Consider the following 17,534-nt stretch of genomic DNA (forward strand, 5'->3'; position numbering starts at 1 on the left):
TACTATTCAATCGCTTTTAATCTAAAAACCGATGATGAACAAACTGACATTCGCAAAGCGGGCCATGATGCTCGGCTCCTGCCTGTTGTTATTCGTCTGCCTGCGGGTTTCCGCCACGGCGCAGCAGCAGATCTCCTTATCTATGCGCAATGCAACGCTTGAACAGGTATTCAGCGCCATCAGACAGCAAACAGGCTATTACTTCCTGTACAGCAACGATGTGGTGAAAAAAGCAGGGAAGGTGAATATTGATGTGAAGGACGCCGCCATTGACAAGGTATTGAAAATATGCCTGGCCGGCCGGCAACTGACATACAAGATCATTGACCAGACCATCACCATCCAGGAAAAAGCGCCGGAACCGCTACCCGTAAAGCCGGTGGCCGACACGGTGATCACCGGTAAGGTGACAGACGAAAAGAACAACCCGCTTCCCGGCGTTACCATTGCGGTAGAAGGGTCTTCCCAGGGCGCCATCAGCAATGCGGACGGCAGCTTTTCCCTGCGCCTGCCCGCCGGCGCCCGCGCGCTTGTGTTTTCCTTTATGGGTTTTACCCAGCAGCGGGTGGAGCTGACCGGCGCCACCAACCTGCAGGTGAAACTCGCTGAAAGCACCAAGGCGCTCTCCGAAGTGGTAGTGACCGCGCTGGGCATTAAACGGGATAAAAAGGCCCTGGGGTACACCGTGGCCGAGCTGAAAGGCGCCGACCTTTCCCAGGGTAAGGAAGCCAACGTGGCCAACGCCCTCTCCGGCAAGGTGGCCGGCGTACAGGTGAGCCGCGCGGCCTCCGGCGCCGGCGGGTCTTCCAAAATAGTGATACGCGGTAACAACTCCCTGCAGGGCAATAGCCAGCCCCTGTACGTGGTAGACGGTATCCCGCTGGACAACCAGAACCTGAAACCTGCCAGCGCCACCGGTGGTATTGACTACGGCGATGGCATTTCCAACATCAACCCGGAAGACATTGAAAGCATCTCCCTGCTGAAAGGCCCCAACGCCGCGGCGCTCTATGGCCAGCGGGGCAGTAACGGCGTGGTGCTCATCACCACCAAAACAGGCTCTTCCGGCAAAGGCCTGGGCGTACGTTTCAGTTCAGACTACTCCATCGGCAACGCCCTGGTAACACCTGATTTCCAGAACGAGTACGGCCAGGGCCTCAATAGCGATTTCACCCACTTCCGCGCTACCGATGGAAGGATTTACACCATGGCCGAAGCAAAAACGCTGGGCCTGCAGGGGATGCCCAAAATGAGCGCCGGCCGGGACAGGATCATGCGTAGCAGCTGGGGCGCCAAAATGGAAGGACAGGAATATGAAGACCAATGGGGCAACGTGCTGAAACTGACGCCTCAACCTAATACCTACAAGGAATTTTTTAATACTGAAAAACAGTTCATTAATAATATCAGTGTAGACGGCGGCACGGAGAAAGTAAACTATCGTTTTTCCTATTCCAATACGCATGTAAACGGATATGTTCCTACCAACACGCTTGACCGTAATACGTTCAACCTGCGCACACAGGCCACCATTACGCCCAAACTGCAACTGGACGCCAAGATCAATTACATTGCGCAGAAAGGGAAAAACCGCCCCACCCTCTCCGACGCTTCTGACAACCCGGCTTACCTCTTCATCAGCCAGCCGCGCAGCATGCCCATGCACACCCTGGCCGATTATACCTGGACGGCTGAAGACGTGGCCAAACAGTTCGGTTACAGCGGCGTATTCCCGGGCCTGGAAAAAACGTACGCCACCAACAGCTCCACCGCCAACCCTTACTGGACCATTAACAACACGCATAACGAAGACAACCGCGACCGTGTGATAGGGATGCTCCGGCTTTCTTACGACTTCACCAGCTGGCTCAAACTGACCGCACGCGGCGGTACCGATTTCTACACCGACCAACGCCAGCGCTACCGGCAAATAGGCACCTACCAAAGCCGGAACAGGAACGGCGATATTGAAGAACAGGTAACGCGCGTACGTGAAGACAATTATGACCTGTTATTGAGCAGCAACCTGGAACTGAACAAAGACTTCAACCTCGGCCTGAACCTGGGCGCCAGCCACCAGAAGCGTTTCATGCGCCTCACCGGCAACACCGGCCAGGAGTTTATTGTACCCAAACTGTATGTGATCAACAACACGCTCACCAACAGCTACCTGTTTGACCTGCAGGAATCCGAGATCAACTCCGCATACGCCTCCGGCCAGCTCAGCTTCAGGGAGTTCTGGTTTGTCGATTTCTCTGCGCGGAACGACTGGTCTTCCACCCTTTCCCCGGAAAACAACTCGTTTTTCTACCCTTCAGTAAGCACCAGCCTGATACTGACAGACGCCTTGAAAATACAGAGCAACACCCTCAGCTTCCTGAAAGTACGCGCTTCCTGGGCGCAGGCGGGCAGCAGCGGCAACCCATACCAGCTCACCGGTACTTACAGCCTCGATCAGTTTACCCATGGCGGGCAGCCCATGGCTTCTTTCTCCTCCATCATCCCCGATCCCAACCTGCAGAACGAGCTGACCACCTCTACAGAGTTCGGGGCGGATGTAAGAGTACTGAACAACAGGCTGGGCGCCAGCTTCACCTGGTACAACGCATCTACCAAAAACCAGATACTGGACGTACCCTTGCCGCTTTCAAGCCTGTTTGAATACCGCCGCGTAAATGCCGGGGAGATCCGGAACCGGGGCATTGAACTGTCTTTGAACGGCACACCCCTCAAACTCGCAAACGGCTTCACCTGGGAAAGCTCTTTCAATTTTGCCCGTAACCGCAACATGGTAGTATCCCTGGCAGACGGTGTAGACGCTTTTGTACTAGGCTCAGACCGCGGCGTGATCGTAAAGGCGGAGCCCGGTAAACCCTTTGGTGTAATAGTGAGCAATGGTTTTGCCTGGTTGAAAGACGAACAGGGCAGAAGGCTGATTGACCCCGCTACAGGCCTGCCGCTGCGCACCAGCGGCCGTGTGCAGGAAGAACTGGGCAACGCCATGCCGGACTGGACGGGCGGCTTCTTCAACAGCTTCCGTTACAAGGGTTTCCAGCTCACCGGCTTGATAGACATCCGCCAGGGCGGCATGGTATACTCCCAAAGCAACCGCGAAGAGCTGATCTACGGCACCTCCAAAAAAACACTGCCCGGCCGTGACGGCAGCTACATAGCCTCCGGTGTGGTGGCCCAGCAGAAAGCAGACGGCACATGGGAAGGCACCGGCCAGGCCAATACCAAACCAGTGTTTGCACAAGATTACTGGAACGTAGTGGCCAGCGACAAGGAAAGCGTGGTATCTGAAGAAATGCTCAACGATGCCAGCTACATGGCCATGCGCGAAATAAGCCTGAGCTACCAGCTCCCCTCAAAAATGCTGAACGGCAAGTTCATCAAAAGGGCCGGCATAGGGCTGTACGGCAGGAACCTCTTTTACTTCCAGCGTAAAACAGACGGCTTCTCCCCTGAAGCATCCTCCTTTAACGTGAACAATTCCTCTTTGGGCCTGGAGTCTACCTCCCTGCCTATGATGCGGAATTTTGGCATTAACCTGAACCTGGAGTTTTAAGCTGTAAAAAACAAGAACATGAAAAACAGGAAATTTCTGACATATATCACAGGCGGCCTGATAAGCACGATGGTACTGATGGCCGGTTGTACCAAAGATTTTGAAGAACTGAACACGCCGCCCACTTCCGTAACGGACGTAGACGCCGGCCTGCTGTTGTCTAAAGTACAGAAAGATGCGGCCATGGTGGAGGGCAACGAAAGGGCCAACATCGAGTTCGGGTCCTGGATACAACATTGGGCCGGCGGACAGGTAGCCCCTGTAAGCCGCTACATTCAGCAACCTACGGATGGTGTGTGGGCCTCCCACTACGCGTTGCTGCGCAACCTGATGCAGATACGCACCCAGTCGCTCAAGGGCATGGAAAGCAATCCCGCGGGCAAAAGCAAGCTGGCCATCGCCAAAATCATGGAGGTAACCGTGTGGCAAAGGCTCACGGACTTATTCGGCGATGTACCTTCTTCCGAGACCAGCGAAAACGCATCTAACGTCAACACCAAACCGGTGTATGATACACAAGAATCTATTTACACGCGCCTCATCGCAGACCTGGACAATGCTATGGCCCAGCTGGACCCGGCCGATGCTTCTTACGGCAACGCAGATTTCTATTTCAAAGGCGACGCCGCCAAATGGAAACGTTTTGCCAACTCCCTGAAACTGCGCCTCGGCATGCGCATCCGTTACGCCGCTCCGCAACTGGCGGAAAAAACCGTACGCGAGGCCATGGCGCAACCGCTGCTCGCCGGCAATACAGAGAATGCGGCCATACCCACCTACAATAATGCGCAAACTACCAACGCACACCCGGTGCTGCAGCAGTTTATAGGTGGCAGCCCTGACCTGCGCTACCTGGCCGATGCTTTGGTACGCACGCTGAAAACCAAAAACGATCCCCGCCTGCCCATGATAGCAGCACCCACTGTCAACTCCGTGAAAGCCGGTACACCAGATTACCGCGGCATGGGCGTGGCGCTGACCGATGCGGAACTGCTGGCCATCATCAAAGACGATTATTCCACCGCATCTACCACCACCTACTTTAACAGAACGCTCAGCACACCCATCCCCTGCTATGTATTTACATATGCTGACGTATGTTTCTTCAAGGCCGAAGCCGCCCTGCTGGGCTGGGGAGCCACCGCCGCTGATGCTGAAACGTTCTTCAAAGACGGCGTAAAAGCCGCCATGGCATTGCAACCGTACAACATTACCACCATACCGCCCGCTTATGAAACCGCAGAGCTGAGCTTTGCCGGCCTCTCTGCTGAACAGCAGCTCGAAAAGATCATGACACAGAAATGGATACTGCTGTTTGGCCGCGACTACGAAGCCTTCACCGAATGGCGCCGTACCGGCTACCCCGTGCTGACACCCGGCGGCAACCAGGGCTCCACCAACGGTACCATTCCGCGCAGGGCCGTGTACTCTTCGCTGGAGGTACTGCTGAACGGGGAAAACTACCGCGCGGCGGTAAGCAGGCTTACGCAGGGAGACGCTTATGTTTCAAGAGTGTGGTGGGACAAGAAACCATAGACGGTTGAAGAGTAGTGAACAACCTGTTTGAATCGAGAGGACGGGGGCTGCCGGGGAGGCGGCCCCTTTTTTTATTAGCGACCATTCATAAAGAAAGACCCGCGCCAGGCAAAGGGCGAGGGTCCTATAAAAATCTCGTCGTTCCTATACATTGCCTACGGCGTATTATTCTTCTCCCAGACCGTTGCATTAAACGTCACCCCGAACTTCTTCCCATGCTCCCTGCTGGTACACGGATATGGCTCCGCCGCATTGGCCGAATGCTGCAAACCTGTCACAGAAGTAAACACAAACCCAGGGTAGGGTGATTTATGGATAGTATTATGATGCACATTGATCTGTCCAAATGCACCCGCAGCCGGCACCTGTGCGGCCCCATTGGCATAAAATACAGACAATACGCCCGGCGGCATGCCCTGGTTGGTTTTCTCAAACATGCATTCAAAGAAACGATTGTAGCTGATCTCCACATGATCCGCGAAACCGCCGCCCATCCAGTGAATTTCCGGCGCCACCAATATACCGTTCATGGCCGTGCCGGTAATTTCGTTGTTGTACACAACGCCGTTGCTGCTTTTGATGAGAATGCCACGGGAGCGGTTATATCCCACTTTATTATTGCGGATAACAAAACCTTTACCAGTATGGCTTTCATTGTAGATGATATCACCGATGCCCATGGCCGGCAGCGCATCCAGCGTGATGCGCACGCCGCGCGTGTAGTTGGGTTTGAACAGCAAATCAGGGTACAATGCAACGATGGCCTCCCGCTCTGCCGTGGTGGGCGTGTACGGTTCAACCGCCTGCACCTTTACCTTGCCGCTTTTTGTACCGGCATACAGCACATGCTGCAGGGTATCTCCCACATAGAACACCAGGTTTGCTTCGCGCGCTAACAGGTAGATGGATTTGGTAGCGCTGTCAATCCTGCATACGGGGAAGGAACGGCCGCAAACAATGATACAATCGTCCCCATTATGTTTAATATCACAGTTCTCTACCAGCGGGCCAATGCTGGCCAGGCTGCTGTGTATGCCATCTGCGTTGCTGGAACGCAGGCGGGCCGGCATACCCGGTGTTACCGGGCCTCGGTCTACCTTGCAGCGGTTGTAATGCGTGCCGCTGCAGTCCCGCTCAAAGAAAGAAAAGCTGTTGGAGCCATAGATGGTCACATCCTCCACTGTGGCGTTCGTGCATTTTTCCAGTTGGAAGGCATGCGCGGCGGCGTTGGCTTTAGTAGACACTACATCCAGCACCACCAGGTCCCCTACTTTCTCATTTGCCACCCATGCCGCGTTTTTAGTCAATTTAAAGCGCCTGGTGTTCGGGATCCTCTGGAAAGAGGTATAGTGGCCTTCGCCAGTGGTAATACTATTCCTCTTTAACTGCCGTGTAGCCGCATCGTAGAATTGCACCCGGTGGTTCTTTACATTATCAACAGGGTACCCCGGGTCAATTTCTACCTCAAACCAAAGATTACTCACATTGTCCTTGGCTACAATAACACCCTGCGTGAAACAGAGCGGGTCATAGTCAATAGAGAAACCGGATATCTTTATGTTGGTGCAATTAAAGAACCGGAACGCCAGCTCCTGGGAGTTGCAAATGATGGAGGCGCCATTCCCCCTGATCTCTACGTTGTTCAGGTTGGTAAACTGGTACGCGCCATTGGTCATATTGTTGAGCCGGTATTTGCCTGCCGGTATCTCAATAACCGGGTTGCCTTGCTGCGCATCGAGGAGGGTTTTCAGATCCGGCAGTTCCTGGGCTTTGGAAACCATGGCGGCCGCCAGCCACACACAAAGATGCAAGAGCCTGTAAGTACGTTTCATTTTTTCTGCTTGTTTTTATGGTTCGATACTGCGCAGGTTACAACACCAGCAGCTTCTTCGTTTCTTTTTTCTTTCCGTCGCTCAACGTTACATAGTATAGGCCTTTGGGCAGGCCCTGTACATCTACTGTAACCTTTCCCGCCTGTATGGAAGCCGGCGCTACCTGCCGTACCATCTGCCCGGTGGTATTGGTGATGACAATAAGCGGACTGGAAAGGTACTTTGCCTGGAAGGTGACCACCACCTTTTCCCTTGCAGCATTCGGGGTCAGCTCCAGGCCGAGGGAATCTGCCGGTTCATGTTCCCGGGCCAGCACATTGGCCGCCGCTGCATCAGGCGCCATCACAACAGACCTGAAAACGTTGTTGTCGTTAGCTTTGACGATGAGGGTAGGCACAATAGCGGAGAAGCTGCTGTTATAGCCGGTGCTGTCTGTCAGCGTAACTATTTCCCCGCCTTTGCCGGTGGCATTATCGTTTCTGCGGATGGCGTACAGCTGCACCGTTCCATCGGTATTGCGTTGCCCCGTAACCGCGCGGTATTTATCTGACGCCACGCCTATAGTGCCATTACTCAGCCAGGCGCCCCCTGACAGGGAGTATTTCCGCAGCAGGTTATCGTCCGCCACGTACAACACGTCAGACCCGCTGCCGGCGTTGACGATCAGGAACTGGTAGGGGCTGCCGGTGGCGGGAAGGCCGGGAAGGTTCACCATGGTTTGCCCTGCTGTAACCGGCAGGCCCGTGCCCACAGCAGCCAGTCGCAACGAGCCGGAGGTGGAAGTAGCGTACAGCTGCCCGTTTGATACCACCAGGCAGCGCGCGGTGGCATTGGTCAGCTGCACATGGTTAGTGCCGCCCAGCGTGGTATACATGATACCGCCGGAGCCGCCGCTCACCCAGATGCCTGAACCATCGGTCACCGCGGCCCGCACCGCCTGGCCGCTGAACGCGCTTAATGCGGTAGTGGTGTTCACGGTGCCATCGCTATTTACCACCGCTACCACCCTTTTGGCGGTATTGGCAGATGACGAAGACACCGCAGCCGTACCAGGGTCGGCATCATAACCGGCTAGTGCCAGCTTGCTCCCGTCTTGAGACAAGCTGACATACCCTTCGGTATAATCGCTTGTTGAAATGGGCAGTGTAAGCCTTTTGTTGCTGCCCGACACGGACACGGGCATCGGGATGCTTCGTACCAGGTTGCCGCAGGAGTTATACTCATCCAGGAAAACAGGCTGGGCTACACCGGCCGCCAGGGAGTCTGCCCCCGAACCTATCCTTACCACCACAAAATTTCCAGGTATGAATGACTGGGCAAAACAATTGGACACGAATAATACATAGGTGAGAACGTGGACAACTTTTTTCATGTGGAATTACTTGTAAGCAACCAAGTAACGTAAAAAGCCATGGGGGCACAACAAAACAGCGATAATATTTTCGGTGGGAATGTTCCCAGCGCAAGGGAATGTTCCCATGGGTGCGGCGGTATATTATGTGAATCCTCTTTAGGACTTGTGAACAGGTGCTTTTCCGGATAGCCGAGACGTTGGATGTGGAGGCAAAGGATTTGCTGGTGGCGCGGGGGAGGTAGTTGTGGCTGAGTATAAATCCAGGCTTTTTATCTATGTACCTCATCCTTTCTTCGCTTTCTATAATCCCTGACATTCAGCCACACACTGAGCACCAAACTTACCAGGAACACAACGAGCGTAAGCGTCTCAACTGTTTGCGCGTTCACATCAAGGCCGGTAAGTTTTACGAGCAGGAAATGTATATATGAATTTTGCGCATCGTGATAACCTAACCGTTCCCGTACATCCCAGTGCCAGTCTGTGCAAAAGCAGTACCCCCACCCATACCAGATACCCAGTATAAACCAGGAGAAGGCTGTTAACAGGAGGGTGATGAGGTTCCATTTCCGGGTTGCGGGAAACATCCAGCCTGTAATGTTGAACAGGGTGAAAACGGTGTGGAATACGAAGAAGAAGATGTTCAGGAATTGGTACCACATACGTTCCGGGTTTATCCATTCAACTTTCTATACTCATTAGGCGTGATCCCGGTTTTTTGCTTAAACAGGCGGGCAAAATGCTGCTGGTATTTAAACCCAAGCTCATCGGCAATTTCATTGATAGATTTACCAAACGGCTGCCTTATAGAACATCGAACCGATATGAAGAAAAATATACTGCTTCCTGCCATACTCTTCTTTATGCTAATGTTAAGTTATACTAAAATGAACGCACAGCAAAATATGGCCATACGCCAGGAATTAAGCGCACAGCAGCAGGTTATTGTGGTCATTGCCGCATTGACGGCAACCGGCAACATAGACAGTCTGAAAAAGCAATTTAACGCGGGGTTGACTGTCAACCAGATCAATGAACTGTTAATACAGCAAGCATATAGGCAGAAACTGCTGTTGTCTTACCCGTAATACGCTGAACACTACTTTTCATGATCTCTTAGCAAACTTAGGTTTCGGCGGATTAAAGATCAGAAAACTGATCAGCGCCAACACCGATACTCCTGCACCTCCATACAAAAAGACCCAGTCGAAACCCTGTTCCAACGCTTTGCCAAAGATGTCCTGTTGATGTGCTCCCATGAGCGTTTCATTGGTTGCTATCTGTTCAACCGTCAGGCTGCCGGCTACGAGCTGTTTGGATAATTCAAACAGCTTGTCTGAACCGGCGGTGGGAAGTTCATTCCTTAAGTAAGAAAAGGTGCCCTGCACCAGTAGGAAACCCATCAGTGCAATGTTGATCGCCAACGTGATCAGCCGGCTGCTTACGTCAATCCCCGACGCCATACCGGCACGGTTACCCGGAACTGCAGCCGTGGCGGTATTCGTAATAGGAGTATTGACCATACCCAGGCCGCTGCCAGCCATCACGGAACCTGTTAAAAGGGTAAGCCAGCCTGTTTCTCCTGCCCCGCCGCCTGCATACATCGTAAGAAAGCCAGCACCGATCAATAGCAGGCCAAACGGGATCACACGCCCGGCGCCATACCGCAACGTGAGTTGCTCCCCTACGGGCGGAAACAGCAGGGTAGGCAGCGTATAGGCCAGCAGCCACAGGCCGGTGGTCAGCGTATCATAACGCAGCGCTACCTGGAAATACAGGGGAAGAAAAACCATTAACGGCCAGAAAGAAAAGTTCATCCCGATGCAGCCTATGACCGCCCCGGTAAACCTTTGTACCCTGAACACCTTAAAGTCGATCATAGGATATGACTGACGGACTTCCGCCAATATAAACAGGACAACCAGTACCACGGCAGCCAGCAGAACGAGCAGGGAAGGTGTACTGGTGAAGCCATTTTCCGGGCCCTGTGTGATATAATAGGTGAGCGCAAACACAGCTGCCGACAGCATCACTATCCCTGCCAGGTCCAGCTTGCCGGCATTGGGGTCCCTGGATTCCGTTATAGACGGTATAACAAGCAAAAGCGTCCATATGGCCAACGCTCCATGGATCAGGAACACCCATCTCCAGTTAATTGTTTCGCTGATGATACCGCCGATAATTGGCCCAAAGCCTAAACCTATGCCGGCAATAATTCCCCAGGCTGCAAATGCCTTACTTCTCTGCGGCCCTTGTGGAAACTGGTGGGAAAGCAGGGCGATGGTACAAATGAACATGGCCCCGCCGGTCATTCCCTGGAAGAAACGGCTTGCTATCAGCAATTCCGTGGTGCTGGCGATGCCACAAACGATCGAAGTGATGCCAAAACCAATGACGTTAATGATAAACACCCGTTTACGCCCGAAACGGTCTGCCAGTGTGCCCGTAGCCATCAGCACCATTGTACACGCGATAGTATAGGCGTTCATGATCCACTGCAACTGGCTGAAATTGCTGCCCAGCGCTTTTTCCAGGGCGGGAAGAATAACCGGAACACTGGTGATCTCCAGTCCGAACATCAGCGCCGCCAGGCAAATAGCTATCAGCGCCCGCGGGTTGGTCAATTGTCCTTTCGTTTGATTCATCATAGATTTTTTGAATAAGACCGCTAAAGTATACCGGCATTATTTAAAATGTCAGTACATTTTTTATAAAAAGGAGTACTTTCGCAATATGGTAAGGTTAACGATGCATACACCACTTGAGGTAGTCCACCAGCATATGGAAGCAGTATCCACTGTGGATTTTAAGAACAGTTTCTTCCAGATCTGTATTGTAGTGAACGGCCAGGGGCACCTGGGAGTTGGATCACATCGCACTGCATTCAGACCGGGAAGCGTGATACTGCTTACTCCGGACGATGTACATCATTTTGAGCTCGAACAACCTACTGAATTCCTGATGGTACGTTTCAGCAGCAGCTACATCAGGTCGTTCGAATGGGGAAAGATGAACCAGATGGAATGTGTTTTGTACTATGCCCGCCACCTTACGGGATGCATCATGAGAACACCTGCCGACAACGTGCTGGTTAAATCCATTGCCACCTCACTGCTGCATACGCTGGAGCATCCTGACCTCTACCAGGAGGATGTTGTGAAGCACTTCGTTAACGCCATGATCGTTATTGCTGCCCGCAATATTGAAAAAGCAGGGCCGGCAGTATCAGAAAATACAGATAAAAAATTGCTGGATATTATTCATTATATCGAGGAGCACATTTTCAATCCTGCCAAATTAAAGGCAGCGGAACTTGGGAATGCTTTCGGTGTTTCGGCCGGATATATCGGGCAGTACTTCCAGCGCCGTTCAGGCGAGACGCTGCAGCATTTTATCACGCAGTATAAATTGCGGCTGATTGAGCACCGGCTGAAGTTCAGCGATATGCGTGTGAATGAAATTGCAATGGAGTTTGGGTTTGCAGATGAAAGCCATTTGAATAAGTATTTTAAAAAGCAAAAGGGAGTGGCGTTGACGAAGTACCGGAAGCAGTATGCTTAGTAAACCAGATATACAACTCCCAAAATTCCCTTTTCCCGTTTTCTCATAAATAATTTCTATATTAGTCTTGTAGTTCCATCATCTGTGAAATTTCAACCATTAGACAACGAGCAGATAATTCTCCGGAAATTAGCCGCGGGAGAAGAATATGCCTTCAGGCAACTGTACCACCACTATGCCGATAGCGTATACTCCATGGCCATATTGCACCTCAAACGGGTAGACCTCGCTGAAGATCTCGTACAATCCGTTTTTCTTACACTTTGGGAAAGCCGCGGGCAACTGACGAATGTGCATGCCTTTGCAGGCTGGCTGCATACGCTCACGCGCAACACCATCATTTCCACCCTGCGGAAACAGGGAACACAGGCCAGTTACCTCAACTTCCTGAAACAGCGCATGGAACTGGCCGGGGAGCAACCGGAGGCCGGGCTGCTGCGTAAAGAACGGCAACACCTCATGCACCAGGCCATCGGGCAACTCAGCGCCCAACAGCAAAAAGCCCTGCTGCTGCAGCACGAAGAAGGGTTGAGCTATGCGCAGATAGGGCAGCGGATGGGTATATCCCCCAATACGGTAAGGGTGCATTTATTCAAAGCCATGGAATCACTCCGCCGTTTTATGCTGGCCCACCGCGGCAATATATCGCTGCTGGCGGCCATCCTTTTCCTGATAGACCAGAAGAAAAACGGCTGAACCGCTTTTTTTTAAAAAAAATATGCTGATCCGCTAATACTTCTGACAACTTCGCACGACTTATCATTATATGCCGGCATCCAACTCTTACGATGAGCTTATAGAGCGCTTCATCAGCGAACGACTAACCGCTGAAGAAATTCCGCTGTTCTTCTCCTTTCTGGAGGAAGAAGCGTTCCGTGCACGGTACGCAAACCGCATAGACATGGATTTCCTGGAGGCGGAGTGGACCGGCTGGCTCGGCAAACAGCAGCGCGACCGGTTGTACGGCAATATTATCCGGGCTGGCAACATACCTGTGGGCAACACGGATGCACCGGCCATTAAACGCTCCCCGGCAAAAGTGCGGTGGCTCGCGGCCGCAGCGGCAGCCATGTTGGTGTTGGCAATGGGCGTTTACTACCTGCTGCAGCCCAAACCGCTCACCGGTGTTGCCGAAACACCGGCAACACCGGTGAGGGACTTGCCGCCGGGCGGCAATAAAGCGGTGCTGATACTGGGTGACAAATCGGTGGTTTCGCTTGACAGTCTTGGCAATGGCGCATCGGTGGTACAGGGCGGCATGAAGATCATCAAAGGAGCAGACGGCAACATCCGGTACGTGCCTGCCGGAGCGAACGAAAGCAGCACGGGAGAAGCAGAATTGGAGAACGTGGTCAAAACGCCCAGGGGCGGGCAATACCAGCTGATACTGGCTGACGGTACGCAGGTTTGGCTGAACGCCGCGTCGTCTATCACCTTCCCCGCGCGGTTTGCCGGCCACCAACGCAACGTGTCCATCACCGGTGAAGCCTACTTTGAAGTGGCGCCCGACAAAGACCGGCCGTTTATCATCAACATCGGCCCGCAAAACAAAGTGGAAGTGCTGGGCACACATTTCAATATCAATGCTTATAACGATGAGCACGCCGTTACCACTACGCTGCTCGAAGGCAAGGTAAAAGTAACGGAAGGCAATGCCTCGCTCATTCTCCGTCCCGGTCAGCAATCGTTGGGCGCGCAGATGAACGGAACGGTTGATGTAGGACAGGTGATGTCGTGGAAAAACAAAGTGTTCTCTTTTGACGGGAAAACATTAAAGCAGGTATTGCGCGAACTGGCCAGGTGGTACGATCTGACCGTTGTATACGAAAAAGATATTCCGGATATCAAACTAAGGGGGGAAATGGGCATGAACCTGAGCTTACAGCAGGTAATAAAAGGGTTGGCCGACCTGGAAGTGAATTGCCGGCTTGAGCCGGGCAACAGACTGGTGGTGCTTCCCTGACATCTTCAAAAAACAACATCGATATTATTGACAGGTTTCCTGAAAAAAGAAAACCGGGAGTGTTGAGACCACGCCCGGCGGACGTTTCGGGTCCACCTGTTCTTAATTGCCAGAAACAGTTTTATTCCAAACCCAAAACTTTACAAAAGTAATGAAAAATGCTCTTTGTAACGCCTCATTGCGCCTGAAAAACAGGCACTCAACCAAAATTATGCGTGTCATGAGACTCACTACCTTGCTCCTGCTGGTAGCCGGCCTGCACGTAAGTGCACGCACCGCGTCGCAAACCGTTACCTATTCGGGAGAAAACGTTTCGCTGGTGAAGGTCCTGAACGTTGTAAAAAAGCAAACCGGCTACCTGGTTGCTTACAATGAACAACTGCTTCGCCTTGCCAGGCCTGTTACCATCTCCGCCCGCAACGAGCCGGTTGAACGTTTCATCAGGCGGGCATTGGCCGGTCAGCCTTTCGAGTACTCGATTGAGGCCAGCACCATCTTCATCCGGCGCGCCCGTTCTGCTCCCGTTGCCGCAGCCGCCGTGGCCGGACCGGTGAAAGGGAAAGTGACAACGCCCGAAGGCGTTCCGCTCCCCGGCGTTACCGTCAAAGTGAAGGGAACGGCCACCGGCACTGCTACCGACGCCAACGGCGCATTTTCGCTGACGGTAGACAAGTATCCCGTAACACTGCTGTTCTCTTTCATCGGCTATGCGGAAACGGAACTGACCGTAGCAGCAGACGGACCGGTGAACGTTACCCTGCATCCCAAGACCAAGGGGCTGGATGAGGTGGTGGTGGTTGGTTACGGCACCATTAAAAAAACAGATGTGACCACGGCCGTTGCCACGGTGACCGCCAAACAACTGGAGAACCGGCCGGTGATGGGTGCGCTTGAAGCCATGGCCGGGCAAATGGCGGGGGTAGACATTCAGCAGGGCGGCGGCCAGCCCGGCGGCGCCAGCACCAAAATAAGGGTAAGGGGCACCAATTCCATCAGCGGCAGTTCCGACCCGTTGTACGTGGTAGACGGCGTGCCCATGCCCAATGCGCTGGCCGCGGTGAGTGTGAACGACATCGAGAACATCACCGTGCTGAAAGACGTGTCCGCCACCGCCATTTATGGCTCGCGCGGCTCCAGCGGCGTGGTGCTCATTACTACAAAAAGAGCGAAGACCGGCGCTCCCGTAGTATCGCTCAACACATCCATAGGCATGCAGCAGATAGCACGCAAAATACCCATGATGGGGCGCGATGAATACCTGCAGGCCCTCATTGAAGCCAAAAACAACTCCTGGGTAGACCTGAACCCGGCGCTGAACAAACCGACAGACGATAACGCCACCCGCAAAGCGCGCAACGGCGGCAGCATCAAGTACATCATCCCGGACGGCGGCAACAACTCCTGGGGTACCTTCCGGTACAATATTCTTGACCCCGCCGATGTTGCCAGGATGCCGGATACCGACTGGCAGGACGAGATATACCGCAACGCGCTCGTGACCCAGAACGAACTGTCTGTTTCGGGCGGTACGGACAATACCCGTTATTTCATTTCCGGTAACTACGAAAAACAAGACGGTATTGTTATCAACTCTACTTTCCAGCGTTTCAATACCAGGGCGCGCATCGAAACGAAGCTGCGCAAGAACCTTACCATCGGCTTACAGCTAATGGGCTATTCCGGCAACGGCCGCCTGCAGGCACAGGGGCGCAACGAACGCTTTGGCGGCGGCTGGGGCGTAAACCTTGCCTCCCTGTCCATTGCGCCGGTGTTCCCGGTTACCAATCCCGACGGTTCTTATGCAGACATGCAAAGGAACCCTGACATCCTGGGCGCCGGGCAACCCGGTTTTAATCCCGTAGAGCTGGCCAACAATCGCTATCACTATCAAAAAAGTTCCGGCTGGTCCGCCTTCAGTTTTGTGGAATGGGAAATAGTACCGCGGCTCAAATACAAATTCACGCTGAACGGCCAGTATGCCAACAACGAAAACAGTTTCTTTGAGCCAAAAGGCGTGAACGACTATGGCATTTCCACTACCGGCACCTCCGCTACCAACGCGCAGAACCGCAGCAGCACCTACCTGGTCGAAAACCTGGTGAACTACAACCTCACCCTTGCCGGCAAAAACAACATTGCCCTGCTGGGCGGTTTTACGGTAGAAAATGCAACGTTCGGCAACATCAACGCATCGGCCAACAACGCAGCCACCAACTATGTACAACTGGTAACGGGCACACCGCTCGCCGCCTCCACAGGCGCATCGGAATACTCGCTGCTGTCCGCCCTCGGCCGGGTAATGTATAACTACGACCAGCGTTACATGCTCACGGCCACTGTGCGGTGGGACGGCTCTTCCCGCTTCAGCGAAGGGCACAAATGGGGCTTTTTCCCCTCCGTATCTGCCGCCTGGAATATTTCACAGGAAGCCTTTATGGAAAACGCCGGCGCCGTCAGCGACCTGAAGGTCCGCGGCGGATGGGGCGTTTCCGGCAACAACAACATCGGCAATTTTGAATGGCAGGGCAACATGGGCACCTCCTGGTACCCGCTCGGCAATCCCCCCAAAGGCACGCTGGGCGTACCGCCCGGCAGCAAGGCGCAAAACAATGCGCTCACCTGGGAAAAAACGCGGGAGTATAACATCGGGTTCGACCTCGGCCTGTTCCGCAACCGCATTACGCTCCACGGCGATTATTACAACAGAACGTCTTACGACCTGTTGCTGAGCGTGCCGGTGCCCATTCTCACCGGGCAAACAACGTTCCTGGTCAACAATGGCAAAATGCGCAACCGGGGCGTAGAGCTTACCGTATCTACACAAAACATTGCGAAGCCCCGTTTTTCCTGGAGTACCGACCTTAACATATCCCACAATCAAAACGAAGTGCTGGCCCTCGGCCCCGGCGATGCGCCTATTTTCCCGCGCTCGTTCATTGCAGGCGGGCCCTGGTTCAGAACAGCCGTAGGTTACCCGCTGGCTACCTTCTGGGGCTACCAGGTAGACGGCGTGTTCCGCGATGAGGCAGACCTGGCCAACCACCCGCAGGTGAGCCCCGGCAAAGACCGGCCCGGGCAGTTGTATTATCGGGACATCAGCGGCCCCGCCGGTAAACCCGACGGTATCATCGACGTAAACGACCGCACCACCATTGGCGACAACTACCCGGATTTTACCGCCGGTATCACCAACCATTTCACCTACGGGAACTTTGCGCTAGACATTCAGCTGAACGGCAGCTACGGCGGCAAAACATACAACCTCCTGTTCAAAGAACTGGTAAAGGGCACCGATGGCGCCCGCGGCATGCCTAAATTCCTGAACGACCGGTGGCGCTCGCCCGACCAGCCCGGCAACGGCAAAGTACCCGCGGTAACAAGCGTTGGCAGGGGATTTGAAGGCAACGGCTCATCGTATTGGGTGCAAGACAATTCTTACCTGCGCATCCGCAATGTGAGCCTCAGCTACGACTTCTCCCCCATGCTGCCCAAACGGATGAACATCACAAGGCTGCGGGTATACGCGTCAGCGTACAACCTGTACACCTTTACCAAATACCTCGGGTACGATCCGGAAGCAAATACGTCGTATTTCTACGATTCGCCAGACGGTACCGGCGGCTCGTCCGTCAGCGGGGCCGACTACCTCGCCTACCCGACCTCCCGCACGTACAGCATTGGCATGAACCTGACTTTTTGACCATCATAAAAACATAGTAT

The 17,534-nt window shown here is 53.6% G+C and carries 12 protein-coding genes; 7 read left to right on the forward strand and 5 right to left on the reverse strand.

All coding sequences use genetic code 11. The annotated features are described in order from the left end of the window. The first annotated feature begins 34 nt into the window (after positions 1-34). Positions 35-3,568, forward strand: coding sequence for a SusC/RagA family TonB-linked outer membrane protein (locus D3A97_RS02575; protein WP_198673835.1), 3,534 nt, complete (start codon positions 35-37; stop codon positions 3,566-3,568). An 18-nt stretch (positions 3,569-3,586) separates the two neighbouring features. Continuing rightward, the gene (locus tag D3A97_RS02580) at positions 3,587-5,104 is read left to right on the forward strand and encodes a SusD/RagB family nutrient-binding outer membrane lipoprotein (RefSeq protein ID WP_119076355.1); all 1,518 of its coding nucleotides are present in this window, start codon (positions 3,587-3,589) and stop codon (positions 5,102-5,104) included. Positions 5,105-5,259: 155 nt separating this feature from the next. Here the strand turns inward: D3A97_RS02580 and D3A97_RS02585 are convergent, their stop codons facing one another. The 4 genes from D3A97_RS02585 to D3A97_RS02600 all read right to left on the reverse strand — a co-directional run bounded on the left by D3A97_RS02585 (position 5,260) and on the right by D3A97_RS02600 (position 9,143). Then, a complete protein-coding gene (locus D3A97_RS02585; protein WP_198673836.1) occupies positions 5,260-6,936 on the reverse strand; it encodes a right-handed parallel beta-helix repeat-containing protein in 1,677 nt (558 codons plus the stop codon). A 37-nt stretch (positions 6,937-6,973) separates the two neighbouring features. Beyond that, complete coding sequence (locus D3A97_RS02590) at positions 6,974-8,308, reverse strand: T9SS type A sorting domain-containing protein (protein ID WP_119076357.1); 1,335 nt, start codon at positions 8,306-8,308, stop codon at positions 6,974-6,976. A gap of 251 nt (positions 8,309-8,559) precedes the next feature. After that, on the reverse strand, positions 8,560-8,952 hold the full coding sequence (locus tag D3A97_RS02595) for a DUF2784 family protein (RefSeq protein WP_119076359.1): 393 nt from the start codon (positions 8,950-8,952) through the stop codon (positions 8,560-8,562). Positions 8,953-8,963: 11 nt separating this feature from the next. After that, complete coding sequence (locus D3A97_RS02600; protein ID WP_232825826.1) at positions 8,964-9,143, reverse strand: helix-turn-helix domain-containing protein; 180 nt, start codon at positions 9,141-9,143, stop codon at positions 8,964-8,966. Between D3A97_RS02600 and D3A97_RS02605 the strand changes: the two genes are divergently transcribed. Continuing rightward, positions 9,115-9,378 carry a carboxymuconolactone decarboxylase family protein gene (locus D3A97_RS02605; RefSeq protein ID WP_198673954.1) on the forward strand — a complete coding sequence of 88 codons (264 nt, stop codon included), beginning with the start codon at positions 9,115-9,117 and terminating at the stop codon, positions 9,376-9,378. The genes D3A97_RS02600 and D3A97_RS02605 overlap by 29 nt on opposite strands. 18 nt (positions 9,379-9,396) lie before the next feature. Here D3A97_RS02605 and D3A97_RS02610 read toward each other — a convergent pair whose 3' ends face one another. After that, positions 9,397-10,938 (reverse strand): MFS transporter, encoded by a 1,542-nt coding sequence (locus D3A97_RS02610; protein WP_198673837.1) that lies wholly within the window; start codon positions 10,936-10,938, stop codon positions 9,397-9,399. Between the two features lie 133 nt (positions 10,939-11,071). On the opposite strand from D3A97_RS02610, the gene D3A97_RS02615 reads away from it, so the two are divergent. From D3A97_RS02615 to D3A97_RS02630, 4 genes are all read left to right on the forward strand, one after another. Continuing rightward, the gene (locus D3A97_RS02615; RefSeq protein ID WP_198673838.1) at positions 11,072-11,851 is read left to right on the forward strand and encodes an AraC family transcriptional regulator; all 780 of its coding nucleotides are present in this window, start codon (positions 11,072-11,074) and stop codon (positions 11,849-11,851) included. An 84-nt stretch (positions 11,852-11,935) separates the two neighbouring features. Further along, entirely contained in the window at positions 11,936-12,547 is a 612-nt protein-coding gene (locus D3A97_RS02620) for an RNA polymerase sigma factor (protein ID WP_119076362.1), read from the forward strand. 70 nt (positions 12,548-12,617) lie between these two features. Then, positions 12,618-13,814, forward strand: coding sequence for a FecR family protein (locus D3A97_RS02625; protein WP_119076364.1), 1,197 nt, complete (start codon positions 12,618-12,620; stop codon positions 13,812-13,814). A gap of 220 nt (positions 13,815-14,034) precedes the next feature. Further along, a complete protein-coding gene (locus tag D3A97_RS02630) occupies positions 14,035-17,514 on the forward strand; it encodes a TonB-dependent receptor (protein WP_157986318.1) in 3,480 nt (1,159 codons plus the stop codon). The last annotated feature ends 20 nt before the right edge of the window (positions 17,515-17,534 follow it).

The organism is Chitinophaga alhagiae (genome assembly GCF_003568665.1).
Lineage (GTDB): Bacteria > Bacteroidota > Bacteroidia > Chitinophagales > Chitinophagaceae > Chitinophaga > Chitinophaga alhagiae.